13 protein-coding genes are annotated in these 14,928 nt (G+C 60.7%); 5 read left to right on the top strand and 8 right to left on the bottom strand.

All coding sequences use genetic code 11. The annotated features are described in order from the left end of the window. Positions 1-4: 4 nt before the first annotated feature. Complete coding sequence (locus C8D92_RS01120; RefSeq protein WP_095609695.1) at positions 5-1,216, bottom strand: acyl-CoA dehydrogenase family protein; 1,212 nt, start codon at positions 1,214-1,216, stop codon at positions 5-7. Positions 1,217-1,326: 110 nt separating this feature from the next. Between C8D92_RS01120 and C8D92_RS01115 the strand changes: the two genes are divergently transcribed. After that, positions 1,327-2,226 carry a LysR family transcriptional regulator gene (locus C8D92_RS01115; RefSeq protein WP_095609834.1) on the top strand — a complete coding sequence of 300 codons (900 nt, stop codon included), beginning with the start codon at positions 1,327-1,329 and terminating at the stop codon, positions 2,224-2,226. A gap of 214 nt (positions 2,227-2,440) precedes the next feature. Here the strand turns inward: C8D92_RS01115 and C8D92_RS01110 are convergent, their stop codons facing one another. Beyond that, positions 2,441-2,797: a hypothetical protein gene (locus tag C8D92_RS01110; protein ID WP_095609696.1), complete on the bottom strand. Its 357-nt coding sequence runs from the start codon at positions 2,795-2,797 to the stop codon at positions 2,441-2,443. A 9-nt stretch (positions 2,798-2,806) separates the two neighbouring features. After that, complete coding sequence (locus C8D92_RS01105) at positions 2,807-3,583, bottom strand: EAL domain-containing protein (protein WP_423837059.1); 777 nt, start codon at positions 3,581-3,583, stop codon at positions 2,807-2,809. A gap of 182 nt (positions 3,584-3,765) precedes the next feature. On the opposite strand from C8D92_RS01105, the gene C8D92_RS01100 reads away from it, so the two are divergent. Then, entirely contained in the window at positions 3,766-4,917 is a 1,152-nt protein-coding gene (locus C8D92_RS01100) for an isocitrate/isopropylmalate dehydrogenase family protein (protein WP_116918196.1), read from the top strand. Between the two features lie 257 nt (positions 4,918-5,174). Here C8D92_RS01100 and C8D92_RS01095 read toward each other — a convergent pair whose 3' ends face one another. Then, positions 5,175-6,158, bottom strand: a complete 984-nt coding sequence (locus tag C8D92_RS01095) for a D-2-hydroxyacid dehydrogenase (protein WP_116918195.1) — start codon at positions 6,156-6,158, stop codon at positions 5,175-5,177. A gap of 248 nt (positions 6,159-6,406) precedes the next feature. Between C8D92_RS01095 and C8D92_RS01090 the strand changes: the two genes are divergently transcribed. The 3 genes from C8D92_RS01090 to C8D92_RS01080 are packed head-to-tail and all read left to right on the top strand — an operon-like array spanning position 6,407 to position 8,463. After that, the gene (locus C8D92_RS01090) at positions 6,407-7,636 is read left to right on the top strand and encodes a pyridoxal phosphate-dependent aminotransferase (protein WP_095609698.1); all 1,230 of its coding nucleotides are present in this window, start codon (positions 6,407-6,409) and stop codon (positions 7,634-7,636) included. Between the two features lie 51 nt (positions 7,637-7,687). After that, a complete protein-coding gene (locus tag C8D92_RS01085) occupies positions 7,688-7,873 on the top strand; it encodes a CPXCG motif-containing cysteine-rich protein (RefSeq protein WP_095609699.1) in 186 nt (61 codons plus the stop codon). Positions 7,874-7,887: 14 nt separating this feature from the next. After that, positions 7,888-8,463, top strand: a complete 576-nt coding sequence (locus C8D92_RS01080; RefSeq protein ID WP_228151082.1) for a YceB family lipoprotein — start codon at positions 7,888-7,890, stop codon at positions 8,461-8,463. 19 nt (positions 8,464-8,482) lie between these two features. Here C8D92_RS01080 and C8D92_RS01075 read toward each other — a convergent pair whose 3' ends face one another. The 4 genes from C8D92_RS01075 to C8D92_RS01060 form a co-directional block, all read right to left on the bottom strand. After that, positions 8,483-9,574, bottom strand: coding sequence for a fatty acid desaturase family protein (locus tag C8D92_RS01075; RefSeq protein WP_095609700.1), 1,092 nt, complete (start codon positions 9,572-9,574; stop codon positions 8,483-8,485). A gap of 629 nt (positions 9,575-10,203) precedes the next feature. Then, positions 10,204-10,869: a response regulator gene (locus tag C8D92_RS01070; protein ID WP_095609701.1), complete on the bottom strand. Its 666-nt coding sequence runs from the start codon at positions 10,867-10,869 to the stop codon at positions 10,204-10,206. A gap of 138 nt (positions 10,870-11,007) precedes the next feature. Continuing rightward, on the bottom strand, positions 11,008-12,954 hold the full coding sequence (gene acs, locus C8D92_RS01065; RefSeq protein WP_095609702.1) for an acetate--CoA ligase: 1,947 nt from the start codon (positions 12,952-12,954) through the stop codon (positions 11,008-11,010). A 268-nt stretch (positions 12,955-13,222) separates the two neighbouring features. Beyond that, positions 13,223-14,761: a fatty acyl-CoA reductase gene (locus C8D92_RS01060; RefSeq protein WP_243402318.1), complete on the bottom strand. Its 1,539-nt coding sequence runs from the start codon at positions 14,759-14,761 to the stop codon at positions 13,223-13,225. Positions 14,762-14,928: the final 167 nt, after the last annotated feature.

Genomic DNA, 14,928 nt, shown 5'->3' with positions numbered 1-14,928 from the left:
CGTGTTATCGGGAGTGTTTCTTGAGTTCCAGTTTCGCGACGGTGGCACGGTGGACTTCGTCCGGGCCATCGGCCAGTCGCAGCACGCGGGCATAGGCGTAGAGTTCGGTGAGCGGGAAATCGTCGTCGCTGACGCCACCGCCGCCATGGATCTGGATCGCATTGTCCACAATCGTCTGCAGCATCTGCGGCACGACCGCCTTGATCATGGCGACTTCGCTGAGCGCCCCCATAATGCCCCTGGTATCCAGCAGCCAGGCGCATTTGAGCGTCAGCAGGCGCGCCTGCTCGATCGACATCCGGGCGTTGGCAATGATGTCCGGATTCCCGCCCAGTTTAGCGATGGGGCGCCCGAACGCTTCCCGGCTGGTGGCCCGATCAATCATCAGCGACAGGGTCCGTTCGGCGGCGCCGATCGCACGCATGCAGTGATGAACCCGGCCGGGCCCCAATCGGCCCTGGGCAATCTCGAACCCGCGCCCCGGACCCTTGATGATGGCACTCTTCGGCAGCCGGACGTTGTCAAAGCGCACGACACCATGGCCGTACGGCTCGTCATAGGAACCGAAGACCGGCAGCATCCGCTCCACCGTCACCCCCGGCGCGTCCCTCGGCACTACAACCATGGAATGGCGCTGGTGCTTGTGGGCCTCCGGGTCGGTCAGGCCCATGAAAATAATCACCTTGCAGTCCGGGTGACCGATACCGGTGCTCCACCACTTGCGCCCGTTCAGGACCACCTCATCGCCGTCCACTTCGGCCGTCGCCGCCATGTTGGTGGCATCCGAGGAGGCGACATCGGGCTCGGTCATGCAGAAGGCGGAGCGGATCTCGCCGTTGAGCAGCGGCGTCAGCCATTGCTGCTTCTGCGCCTCCGACCCGTAATACAACAGCACTTCCATGTTGCCCGTATCCGGCGCGTTGCAGTTGAAGATCGGCGGCGCAATGAAACTACGACCCATTTCCTCGGCGATCAGCGCATAGTCCGAATTGAGCAGACCGCAGCCGTGCTCGTTGTCCGGCAGAAACAGGTTCCAGAGGCCCTGGGATTTCGCCTTCTGTTTCAGTTCCCGGATGACGGGCAGCTCGACCCAGGGGTCATCCAGTGCCGCCATTTCCTGCTTGACCTGGTCCTCAACCGGAAAGATCTCATCCCGCATGAACTGTTTGACACGATCCAGATAGGCCTGGCCGTTATCCGAGAGGTTGAAGTCCATCGCCCTGTCTCCCCTGATGAATGATGGCAACCACCCTACCGCCCCTTTTCCGCATGAGGCGACTGAATTATTCTAATCAGGCGAAATCAATTCCGCTTATGGACAACGCCGTGGCACTGAACCGTCTTGACCTGAACCTGCTGCACGTCTTTGACACCATTTACCGGGAGGGCAGCCTCACCCGAGCGGCCCAGGCGTTGCACCTGACGCAGCCCGCCGTCAGCCATTCGCTGTCGCGGCTGCGTGATCACTTCGACGATCCTCTGTTCACCCGCCAGGGGAACCGGATGGTGCCGACGCCCCTGGCCCGGCGCTTTGCCGAATCCATGCGCCCCGGGCTGACCCAGATCCAGACGGCCGTCAATCAGTTTCACGCGTTTGATCCGCGCACCCAGCGCAAAACCTTTGCACTCGGCCTTCGCGACGTTCTGGAGTCCACGTTTCTGCCGCCCCTGATGCGCAACCTGACGGATTACCCGGAAATCGACGTGGTCAGTCAGCGTCTCGCCCGGCGGGACATGGAAACCGCCCTCGCCTCGGGTAAGTTGGATTTCGCGGTTGATGTGTTGCTGCCGGTGAGCAATCAGACCTCTCACGAACTGCTGCGCCGGGACCGTCTGGTGGTGATCGCAGGTCGCCACCATCCGGCCGTGGAGGCCGGGCTGACACTGGACGACTATCTTGAGGCCCGCCATGTGCTGGTGTCCTCCCGAACGGAGGGGCCGGGCGTGGAGGATTTCGAGTTATCCCGACTCGGCGTTCACCGCCGGATCGCCCTACGATGCCAGCACTACTTTGCCGCCTGCCGGGTGGCCGAGACCACCGACCTTCTGGTGACCATGCCGGAAACCTACGCACGGATCATCACCGAGCAGGCCAACGTCAAGATGCTTCCCATGCCGACCGAGATGCCCGCGATCAACGTGCACCTCTACTGGCACCGGGCCTACGAGCAGGAGCCGGCGCTGCTGTGGTTCCGGGAGCAGTTGCATGGTGTGGCGGAGCAGTGATCGACGTTTGCCACAGAAAGATCGATTTGCCGCGGAAAAACACGGAAGGACGCGGAAAGCGCCCTGCGGGCGCAGATAGAAAACGGACGAGTGGGTTGGGCTGACGCAGGAAGCCCAACAAACCAGACAGCCAACCGACGCTTTACGTTGGGCTTCCTGCGTCAGCCCAACCTACGGCATTTTTCCGTGTCGTTCCGTGTTTTCCGTGGCCAATCTACAGCGCCCCTACGGCATTAAACAGAATCAGCAACCCACCCGCCGAAATCACCAGACTGGCGAGGACGATGCCGAAACCCCAGAGCACGGCGGCGGCGTCATCCACCGCGACATCGTGCGAGGCAACGGTGCGGTAGAACGCCCACGGGCCGAGCACAAAGGCGCCTAACACCACAAACACCAGTCCGACGGCGACGCCGGCGAAGGTCCAGGTTGCCAGCACCTGGGTCTTTTCATTCAGGTTCTTAACTTCGCCATGATGACTCAGAAACAGGCGGCAGAGCCACCAGATCAGCCCGAACAGGGCGACGACAAGCAGAATGGCAAAGACAAGAACGACCAGCCGATAGGCCATGGATGCCTCTTATTCCGGGAACCAGGGTTCGGGGAGGGTTTCAAATCCGGGACGGGCAAACAGCAAGCCCTGGAACAGTTCAACCCCGTGCTCCCGCAACCAGGCATACTCGGCTTCGGTCTCAACGCCTTCAGCGATGATGCGGCCGCCGAGGCGGCTTATTGTCTCAATAATGCCGATCACCACTGCCTGCTTATTGGCCTGGTGATCCACATCACGAATCAATCCCATATCAAGCTTGAGGAGATGGGGCGGGCTGGCCATCAACAGATTAAATCGCGACATTCCGGCACCAAAATCATCCAACGCGACCAGGAACCCCATTTCACGGTAGGCATCAATGATCGAAACCAAGTGGTCAAGATCGGTCAGGCTTTCCCCTTCAGTCACTTCGAAGATGATCTTGTTTGTGTCAAAGTGATAAGTTCTGGCCGCGGCAAGCGTGGTACGAATGCAGTACTCCGCCTGGTAGACGGCGTTGGGCATGAAATTGATGCTCAGATAAGCGCTCATATTCAACCGAGAGGCCAGCTTGACCGCTTTGACCCGACAAACCTGATCAAACGCATACAGATTTTCATCGGTCACTTTGTCCAGCACAGACAGTGCGCCCTCCCCACCTGGTCCGCGAACCAGCGCCTCGTAGGCGAAAACACTCCGGGTCGTCGCATCAATAATCGGTTGGAACGCAAAGCTGAACTGAAAATCCAGGCCCTTGCCACAGGCGCACTCCTCACAGTGAGATTCGTCAAAAAGCAGAGGTGGCTGACTCACACGTTCCCCCAAGAAGAGCTAATCCGACCGTCGATGCCGTTCACACGGTTTGTTCCCAGTACTATAGCGGCAACATCGAATACGACCAAGGACAACCGATGGTGGCATGGACGTCATTGACCACTACAATGTCGCTAAGACACCCGATCCGCGTGTCGTCAATACCAGCCACCAACAGAGACAGGAGTCAGCGAATGACCACGCGCCAGCGCATTGCCATTACCCCGGGCGACGGCATCGGACCGGAAGTGATCGGTGAAGCCGTGCGGTGTCTTGAGGCACTCAGGGAACGCCGGCAACTGGCGCTCGACTGGGAAACCTTTGACTGGCCTTCCCACCGCTGGCATGAGCAGCATGGCGAGGTCATGCCCGACGATGCGCTCGACCGGCTGCGGGCATTCGACGCGATACTGCTCGGTGCGCTGGGCGACCCCGGCCCAACCAGCAATCCGAACCGGCACCTGCTCCCGGACAGCATTTCTCTGGCGCCGCTTCTGCAGATGCGCAAAGGGTTCGACCAGTGGGTCTGCGAACGTCCCGCCCGGCTGCTCCCCGGTGCTCGCCAGTACCTGGCGGACGACCGGGCGAAGGACATCGACATGCTGGTCATCCGGGAAAACAGCGAAGGCGAATACGTTGGCCAGGGCGGTCGTCTGCGGCCGGGCTCACAGGACGAGGTGGCCACCCAGATGGAGGTGTTCACCCGTCGCGCCACGGAGCGCATCATCCGGTACGGCTTCGAGCAGGCCCGGCTGCGCGCCCGCCGGCGCGCCGAGGAAGGACACACCCGAACGTTTGAGACACTCGATGGCCGAACCTGCGAGAGCCAGGTCTGCATCGTTACCAAACGCAACGCACTGCGGTACTGGGGCGACATGTACACCGAGGCATTCGAGACCATTGCGAAGGAATACCCGGACGTCGCAACCCATCACGAGCTGGTGGATGCGGCCTGCATGAAGTTCGTACAGGCCCCCTGGGCATTCGACGTGGTGGTGGCCAGCAACCTTCAGGGCGACATCCTGACAGACCTAGCGGCGGTCCTCTCCGGCGGTATGGGTGTCGCACCGTCCTGCAACCTGAACCCAGACAACCCGGATCTGCCCTCCATGTTCGAACCGACCCATGGCAGCGCACCGGACATCGCGGGTGAGGGCCTGGCCGACCCTACCGCCATGCTGTTCACCACGGCGCGTATGCTCCAGTGGCTGGGGCGTGAGGATAGGGCCTTGCTACAGGCAGGGGATGCACTCTATGACGCCGTCGCCAGCGACCTGGCGGACCATGGCGGCGAGCGTCGGGACACGAAAACGATTGGAGATTCGGTGCTGGGGCGGCTTGAATAGCAGGCTCCACGGAAAACGCAGATTATTTAGCCACGGAAGAACACGGAAAAGCGCCCTTTGGGCGCTGAAAAAGTGGCAAGTGCTTGGTCGCTTTGTCGGGCAGACAGCGGGGCCATTTCATCGCCAGCCCTGCCGTTCGCGATGGGGGGCATGGCTCGTTTTTCTTTTCACTTGTCACTTTTGACTTGCCACTTGTCTTTATTTGCGCCCGAAGGGCGCTTCCGTGCTTTCCGTGTTCTTCCGTGGCCACACCGTCATCACTTCGCCGCGTAACCCAGCTTCTTATCCACCAGATTGAACAGGTCGTCGCCCTGCTTCCAGCGCTGGAAGTTGTCGAGGAACTGTTCGGTCAGTGCCTTGCGCCAGCCGATGAAGTCGCCGGCCATGTGGGCGGTAATGAGGACATTCTCCATGTCCCAGAGCGGGTGGGCCTCCGGCAGTGGCTCTTCCTCGAAGACGTCCAGCCCGGCACCGGCAATGTCGCCGGCCCGTAGGGCATCCACCAGGTCGTCCGTTTTGACGATCGGGCCACGGCCAATATTGATAAAGCGCGCGTCGGAGCGCATGGCCTGGAACGCCTTGCGATCGAACAGCCCTTCCGTTGCCGGTGTCAGTGGTGCTGCCACGACGACGAAGTCTGCCAATCCGAGTTGATCCATCAGCTCGTCATTACTGTGGACCGCTTCGAAATCCGGGTCCTCATCACGGGCCCGGCGGGCCACGCCGTGGGCTTCCATTCCGATAGCACTGGTCAGCCGGGCGATCTGGCGTCCGATGGACCCCGCCCCCACAATCAGCACGCGGCGGCCCTGGGCACGCTCCGTATCCCGGTGCTGCCACTGGTGCTTTGTCTGATAGCGAATGGAACCGGGAAAGTCCTTGCAGTACATCAGGATGGTGCAGAGGACATACTCCGCAATGGTGCGGTCGAAAATGCCCTGGGCGTTGGTGACGGTGACCGGGCCGTCGATCAGCTCAGGAAACATGAGCGCATCCACACCGGCACTCGTGGCATGGATCCATTCCAGTTGATCAGCCTCCGGCCAAGCAGCAGCAAGGGCCTCGGTGCGGAAATCGGTCACCATCATGACCTGGGTGCCCGGCAGGGTCTCGCGCAGCGTTTTCTCGTCGGAGGCGAACCGCACTTCGGCCTGCTCGCGGACCGCGTCCACGCCCGGCGGTTCCGGCTCCCCGGGTGCGGTCAGAACGGTGACGACCGGCTTGCCATTGTCCTGCGTCATAGAGCCTCCGAGTGCTAACGATTGATAAACCTACTCTGGAGTCTGTCGCCTGCCCACGCATTGGTCAACTCGACCCATGTAGGGGATATCCACTCCTTGCCCCCCCACTGGAGAGAAACTAATCTGCCCTAAGATGTCGGTGGCGAAAACCCGTTTTGGGCCGAGCGCGACAGGGTCACCGACACAGTCAGGAAACTTTGCGGAAAGTTTCAATCATCTCGATTTCGTTTCGTGAGCAGGAGACGATCATGGCCGACGCTGAAAAGCTCAACCAGGCCGGTAAATCGGCGCCGCGCAAGGTGAAGTACCGTAAGACCAAGGCCCGCTGGCATCCGGCGATGCAGGCGATCCCCATTCCGGGCATCCGTCGCATGGTGAATATGGCAGCGTCGATGAAGGACGTGATCCACCTGTCGATCGGCCAACCGGATCTACCGACGCCCAAGCACATCATCGATGCCTATGTGGATGCGCTTCACGCCGGCCAGACTGGCTATACCATGGACGCGGGTCTTCCGGAACTTCTGGTCGCGCTGCGCGATTACTACAGCAAGCGCTACGACCGGAAGCTGACCCGGGACAACATCCTGATCACGTCCGGTGCCACCGAGGCAATGTACCTGGCTCTGTCGGCAACCGCCGCGCCGGGACGCCAGTTTATCGTGACCGATCCGTCATTCCTGATCTATGCGCCGCTGATCCGCATGAACGGCGGCGAGGTGAAGTTCATTCCGACGCGGATCGAGAACAATCACCAGCTCGACCCGGACGAAGTGATCCGGGCCATGGGCTCACGCACGTTCGCGGTGGTGCTCAACTCACCGAACAACCCCACTGGGGCGGTGTATCCGCGCAGCACCATCGAAACGATACTGGAAGAGTGTGCCTTCCGGGGCATCCAGGTCTTCAGTGACGAGGTCTATGACCACCTGATCTTCGACGACCAGGAATACGCCAGCGTTCTGAAGTGCAGCGTCGACCTGGACAACATCATGTGCATCAGCAGCTTCTCCAAGACCTACAGCATGGCGGGGCTGCGTGTGGGCTGGGTGATCTCGAGCCAGGCGACCATCAAGTCACTGCGACGCTATCACATGTTCACGACATCGGTGGCCAACACGCCGTCGCAATTCGCGGGCGTTGCTGCCCTGACCGGCGACCAGCAGCCAACACGGGACATGGTGAAGATCTATCAGGAGCGTCGTGACAAAATCGTCGAGCTGGTGAATCAGACGCCACACCTGACCGGCTACCAGCCGGGAGGCGCCTTCTTCACCTTCCCGGAGCTGCCGCCGCACGTGGATGGTAACGACCTGGCACTTCGCATGCTCAAGGAGACCGGTGTGTGCGTGGTACCAGGCGATGCCTTCGGCGAGACCACGACCAACGCGATGCGGCTGAGTTTCGCAGCCCCCTGCGAAAAACTCGAAGAAGCATTCGACCGCATCATCCCCTGGATGGCAAAACAGAACTTCTAACGATCATCCGATGACTGGACCGGGGTCCACTCCCCGGTCCATCATAACCGCATGCTTGAACCCGCCCGCATCCAGTGTCCCTACTGCTGGGAATGGCTTGAGACCAGCGTCGATCCCTCCGTGCCCGAGCAATCGTACGTCGAAGACTGCCAGGTCTGTTGCCAGCCAATGATCATTGATGTTCACTTTGATCAGGACGGCGTGCCACAGGTACACGCCAGCGCGGAAAACGACTGAAAAAGGACGTCCCGATGACCCCAATGACCCTGCTCCGAGCGCTTTCGCTGACGGCCACTCTGGCCATCGTCAGCGGTTGCGCCAGCTTCTCCCCCTACTCCGTCTCCGAAAGCACACTGGAAGGCTACCTCCACGATGCCGTAAACCGGTTTGACGAACACCAGGCGGGCGCCAACTCACCACTCAACGCCTCACTGACCTCCGCCGACATCACCCTGGGCCCGGACGGGCGGAATGTCGCCATACTGGACATCGCCGGGCAGGTCAGCGTGGATGCTTTCGTGGCGCGACTGCCGGTCGACATTGCGCTGGAGGTGGAGGGCGCGCCCTATTACGATAGCAGCGAACGGGCTGTCTACATCCGGGATCTGAAACTGCTCAAGAGCGATATCCAGTCAGCCTTTTTCAATGGGGACATCGCGCCGGTCTCCGACACGATGATGTCATTCGTCGCGCAATGGCTGGAGACTGTACCGGTCTACAGGCTGGACGACACAAACCTGGGGGAGCGATTGCTGGGCATGGTACCCAGTGACGTCCGCGTGGCGCCGGGCCGGCTGGAATTCGTGATGGGGAACGGGGAGCCGTAACCGGCTCCCCGTTGTGGTTTCAGGCCGCTTCGGACGCGGCGCTCATCTTCCGCTGAAGCGGCAGCAGATCAAACGTCTTGTCCGGGTCGTTCGGGTCCACCAGCGTGGTCGCTGTCTTGTAGACCCGAGGCGTGCTATAGAGCAACCGGACCGCTTCCCAGTGACTTGGGCACACGTACCGCTCTGGATAGTTCTCCTGCAGCCAGGACCGGACCCGCGGCATCTTGTTGGACGGCATCTTCGGGAAGAAATGATGCTCCACATGATGGCTGAAGCGGAAATGCAGCCGGTCAAGAATCGGCAGCGTCTTCACGCTCATTGAGTTGTCCAGCGGATTATTGGTCTCCGTCTGTGGCCGCAGAAAGTGGTTGGTCAGGATGTACCCCTGTACCATTGCGTTCGCCACCATGAACGGAATCACCACCGTGAACAGCGCCAACGGTCCGGAATAAATGGCCAACGCCGCGTACAGCCCCGCAATCACCAGCACCTGAGCGATCGCCTTACGACGATTGAAGCCCTTGAAGTGCTTGCGTTTCTTCGCCTGGATCCACAGCACCAGCTGGGCGTGGAACGTGAACGAGTAGGTCAGGAACAGGTAGCTGTACCAGGTACGGCCACCGGGTGCGAGTTTCACGAACCGCTTCTGCTTCGGGTCGGCCTTGTAACGGCGCATGGTGCCAAAGCTGTCCGGGTCTTCATCACCCTGATTGGTATGCGCGTGATGCACGCTGTTGTGCCACTTCCGCCAGAACTCCGGCGTCACCAGCATGGGCCCGAAACCGAGCCAGCCAAAGACGTTCTGAACCCGCCGGCTCATGCCCAGCGCGCCGTGAAGTACTTCGTGCGCCAGAAACCCCTGTGAGCCAATGGAGTGGCCGACAACCAGGGCCAGTCCCAGATTGGCGTACCAGGGCAGCCCCGCAAACAGAATCGTGGCAATACCGCCCCAGATCAGCAGCTGCAAAGGCAGGAACCAGATGGCGCGCCAGCTGCGGGCCTGAAAGGTGTCTTCTGGCAGTTCGGCCTTCAGGCGCTTTCTGAGCTCACGCTCGTCCTGCTCGCCGAAAGTCGCCGCCCCGTATTCTTCAGGGTGGACCGCTGCATTCATTTTGATCACTCCACTTTAAGAGTACATGTGTAAGCTGAATTAACAATACAGGGCCCGCCCGGCTGATGCAATACATCACCTTCACGATTTGATGAAAATGTCGTCAGTTGGTTGGGAGGCGATCAGGAGAGAAAACGGACAACAGCGGGGGAACGGCCACGGAAGCACACGGAAATCACGGAAGCGCCCGTGTGTTGAGCCTCTGATGTAGCCGAACATCTATGTTCGGAGGAGCCGTTAGGCTCCCTGACAGCAATCGGTTGGAAAACATCGCTCGGCGGCCTGCCGGCCGCTCCGAACATAAAGAGGGTGCAGCAAAAGGCTATCGTTGAACATGTAGCCGATGTCTCCGACTTCGGAGTCGCCCGCCAGGGCGACCGGTTTCGGCTCTCGACGAAGGTGCCTGGGACCGGCTGGTAATCATTGCCTACGCTGCATTTGATGGTCGTCCCTGACGCCAAATGCGACCGCGACATCCCTGTCGCTCCTCCGGCAATGACCACCAGCCGATCCCGATCAGACAACGGAGTGACCGCTGGGCGACGCCATTTACAACACCCTCTAAATGTTCGGCAACATTAATCAGTCGTCGGCGAAGAATTCTCATAACAGCGAACACCCGTCCGCTATCAGGTCCCGGACAGCGACGTGTCGGAGGGGTCGATTTCCATCTGCTGGATGGCGATCACGGCCTGGGTCCGGTTGCGGACGCCCAGCTTGCGGAACACGGCAGTGATGTGCGCCTTGACGGTGGCCTCAGACACCTCCAGATCAAACGCAATCTGCTTGTTGAGCATGCCCTCTGACAGCATACCGAGCACCCGGAACTGCTGAGGCGTCAGCGACGCCAGTTTGTCGGAGAAGTCGGTCACGTCAGCCTGCATGCGCTCGACTTTTTCGGCCACGCCATCCGGTAGCCAGATTTCACCTTCCAGCACGTCCTGAATCGCCTCGGTGATGGTCGGCAGCGAGGCGGATTTTGGGATGAACCCGGACGCGCCGTAATCAATGGAGCGGCGGACGACCTGAAGCTCTTCGGAGCCCGACACCACCACCACCGGCAGGCCCGGATACTGGCCTCGCATGAACACCAGCCCGGAAAATCCGTGGGCGCCCGGCATGTTCAGGTCCAGCAGGACCAGATCCGCATCGGGGTGCTCCTCGACCGATTCCTGAAGCGTCTTGATGCTCTCCACTTCAATCATGTCAGCATCCGGCAGTGCCTGGGACACCGCCTGGCGAAGCGCGGCACGAAATAGTGGATGGTCGTCGGCGATGATGATCTGTTGCACCATGACTCCTGTTTAACTCGTCTCGAACGTAAAAGCCAGCGGCATGCCCGGAGGCACCCGCTGGCCGCGTTTCAGGGCGACCGGCGCACCCAGAACCCGTCGATGACACGGCGCCCTGACACGACCGGTCTCTTCGACGCTCTACTGAAAGGCGCGGTGCTCGATCAACTCGTCGACAACCCCCGGATCGGCGAGTGTGGAGGTGTCGCCAAGCTGATCGTGCTCATTTGCCGCGATTTTGCGCAGGATACGCCGCATGATCTTGCCGGACCGGGTCTTCGGCAGACCCGGGGCCCACTGGATGACGTCCGGCGAGGCCAGCGGACCGATTTCCTGACGGACCGTCTGGACCAGTTCCTGCCTCAGCTCCTCCGTCGGCTCCGCACCGCCGACCAGCGTGACATAGACATAGATGCCCTGCCCCTTGATCTCGTGGGGGTAGCCGACCACGGCTGCTTCGGCCACCTTGTCATGCGACACCAGCGCGCTTTCCACCTCGGCCGTACCCAGACGGTGACCGGACACGTTCAGGACGTCGTCAACCCGGCCGGTAATCCAGTAGTACCCGTCTTCATCCCGACGAACGCCATCGCCCGTGAAGTAGGTCCCTTTGTAGGTGCTGAAGTACGTCTGCTTGAACCGTTCGTGATCACCGAAGATGGTCCGCATCTGGCCAGGCCAGCTATCGAGGATCACCAGGTTCCCCTCGGTCTTGCCTTCCAGCACGTTGCCATCACTATCAACCACCGCCGGCTGGATGCCAAAGAATGGCAGCGTCGCCGAACCGGGCTTGAGGTCCGTTGCGCCGGGCAGCGGGGTAATCAGAATGCCCCCGGTCTCGGTCTGCCACCAGGTATCCACGATCGGGCAATTGGAGTTGCCAATCACGCGGTGATACCACTCCCACGCTTCGGGGTTGATGGGTTCACCGACAGTGCCCAGGATGTGGAGACTGTCCCGGGTGGTCCCCGCCATGCAGTCATCACCCTGCGCCATCAGCGCCCGAACAGCCGTCGGCGCGGTATAGAGGACATTGATCCTGTGCTTGTCGACCACCTGACCAAAGCGGGAGGCATCCGGATAATTCGGCACCCCTTCAAAGATCACTGTAGTGGCGCCGTTCACCAGCGGTCCGTACAGGATATAGCTGTGGCCGGTGATCCAGCCAAAATCCGCCGTGCACCAGTACACATCGTTTTCCTGATAGTCGAACACGTACTCATGAGTCATGGACGTGTAGACCAGGTAACCGCCGGTAGTGTGGAGCACCCCCTTAGGCGTCCCGGTAGAACCAGACGTATAGAGCATGAACAGCGGGTCTTCAGCGTTCATCGGCTCCGGCGGACAGTCACTGGACGCGTCTTTCATCAGCTCTTCATAACGAACGTCGCGCCCATCCTTCCAATCAATGTCGGCATGGGTCCGCGTCACGACCACCACGCTGTCGACAGCCGGGACATTGCTTCCCTCAAGGGACTTGTCGACATTGGCCTTGAGCGGAATTTTGCGACCACCGCGAACCCCCTCGTCCGCGGTGATCACAAAGCGGGACTTGCCGTTCTCGATCCGGGCCCCGAGGGCTTCCGGAGAGAAGCCACCAAACACCACGGAGTGGATGGCGCCGATTCTCGCGCAGGCGAGCATCGCCACTGCGGTCTCGACGATCATCGGCATGTAGATGGTCACCACGTCGCCCTTGTTCACCCCAAGCGACTTGAGGACATTGGCAAACTTACTGACTTCTTCGTGCAGTTCACGGTAGGAAACGTGGCGGGATACCGACGGCTCGTCGCCTTCAAAAATCAGTGCGGTCTTGTCGCCGCGCTTTTCCAGATGCCGGTCCAGACAGTTGGCCGCCGCATTCAGCTCACCATCTTCGTACCACTTGATCGACAGGTTGTCGTAGTCGTACGTCGTGTTCTTGACCTTCGTGTAGGGTTTCATCCAGTCCAGACGCTTGCCGTGCTTCCCCCAGAACGCGTCGGGATCGCGAATCGATTCCGCGTACATGGCGTCATATTGGGCACGGTCGATCAGCGCTCGTTTCTTGAACGTCTCGTTAACCGGATACACCTGTTGTTGTGTCATTGTGCTCCCCTGATTGCTGCGAATTGGGGTCGTCCAAGCGCCCCGCATTATTGTTGAGGGTCAGTTCAACACGCCGGTGCCAGGCAATTGAATTAGACGAACGTACTAAGGGAAGTGCTGAGCACTTCCCCTGGGAACCCGGGCGGGGTTCCGTCAGGCGTCTCGGATACGCGGGGGCGCGCCACATCGGGCCCGGCTACTACCAGCATAGTCCAGTTGCCGGGTTCCTCAAGGGGCCCGCCCGGAGGATGCCTCCGGGCGGCGACCGTCAAGCGGCTCGCTGGTTCTGCTTGCGGCGCTGTGTCGGCCGCGGCAGCCGGCGGTGGCTCAGTGCAAAGCGATTGAGTCCGGCAAGATGAATTTTCCGGAGGTAGGTCGGCCAGTCGATCAGGCGGGCGTCTACGGGGAAGAGCGTCTGGTCACGACTGCCCATCCGGTCCGCCAGCTCAAGCAGGCGATCATTGTGAAAGACGTAGTCCGGTGCGGTGTAGAAGCCAAAGATCGTGGCCAGCTCCATGGTGGTGCGCACATTCCGGAGCGCCTTGAGCTCTGTCTCGCTTCCGGCAAGTTTCAGAACCCGGTCCAGCAGGCTGAGCGGCAGCCGCACACCGCCCATGACCCGGTCAAACAGCCGGCGGCCAACGGCAATGAACGGCTTGGTTGGCTGACGGTGGAACAGCCGGTCGTAGGCGGCATGGTTCTCACGGGCCTCGGTCATGACATGGTCGATCATCTCACCCAGGCGCAGGGGATTGGTGGCACCGCTGCAGCACTGGTAGATGCGTTGCTCGGCGGGGGACGACACCGCCTCGGCGAGTGACAGGATGATGCTGTTGCCGACCAGATCGGCCGGGATCACATCGATAATACCGGCCCGGCGCCCCGGGAACAGCGACACCTTCTCCCGGGCGTAGGCCAGGATGACCGCGTCCGCAACCTTCACACCCTCAATCCAGCCCGGTGACGGCTCGGCCAGCGCACTCTCTATGATCGCCGGCCGCACAATCGTCAGGGGCGCCCTGTGGAGGGCCTGCATCAACACCTGCTCTCCCATCCACTTGGTGAAGGTGTAGGTGTCACTCCAGCCATAGCGATTGGCTTCCCGGATGCCCAGATCCACCAGTTTCTCTGCCAGCACATTCCCCGAATAGCAGTGCCGCAGCTCGGCGATCTTGTCATTCAGGACGTGCCTGACTTCATCCACGTCCCAGGTGCCGTCCTCTCTCTGCACCATACCCGACCGGGCTGGATTGACCAGCGCCTCCTTCGCATCGCCGGCATTCATGCCGTTGACGTAGCAGGTGGAGACCTGAATGACCGGCAGATTGCCGCCCCGGCGGGACAGTTCGCAGATATTGCCAAGGCAGTCGGTGTTGATCGCCAGCGCCTTGTCCAGCTCCTCACGGAAGTTGACGCTGGCTGCCGAGTTGATGACCGCATCGAGCTGTGCGGCGAGCGCATCGAATTCGTGGGACGCCAGGCCGAAAAGCGGCTCGGTGATTTCGCCGGTCACACAGTGCAGACGAGTGTCGATGAACGCCTCGAAGCGGTCCGGCTCTTCACTGCGAAGACGCTCAAAAACGGATGAGGCGGCGATCTCCTCCAGAAACCGCTCGCGCGCTTCGGGGTAGTGGCGATTACCCCGGATCAGCAGATGGATGCCACCAATGTCCGGCACCGATCGGATCAGTTTTTCCAGAACGACCTTGCCCAGAAAACCGGTCGTTCCGGTGATCAGGACCTGTTTACCGCTGAGCGCGTTCAACACCCTGGAATGAGACGCACTGTTGGGATGTTCCTCAGACACGATGACGCTCCTCCCTAAACATGGTGACGTTGCGGAGCCCTTGAAAACCGCCCCGGATCGGGGCATGCCATCCACGGCAGACCGTGTTTCAAGCGCACCTGTTCCTTGCTTTGCATGAACTCTGCCACTCACCCGCATCCAGCGGGAAAAGCAGACCTCACGCCACC

Origin of the sequence: Tamilnaduibacter salinus (genome assembly GCF_003096655.1) — a bacterium.
Lineage (GTDB): Bacteria > Pseudomonadota > Gammaproteobacteria > Pseudomonadales > Oleiphilaceae > Tamilnaduibacter > Tamilnaduibacter salinus.
Note: the sequence above shows the minus strand (reverse complement) of the source record. Positions and strands in the feature narration are given on the sequence as shown.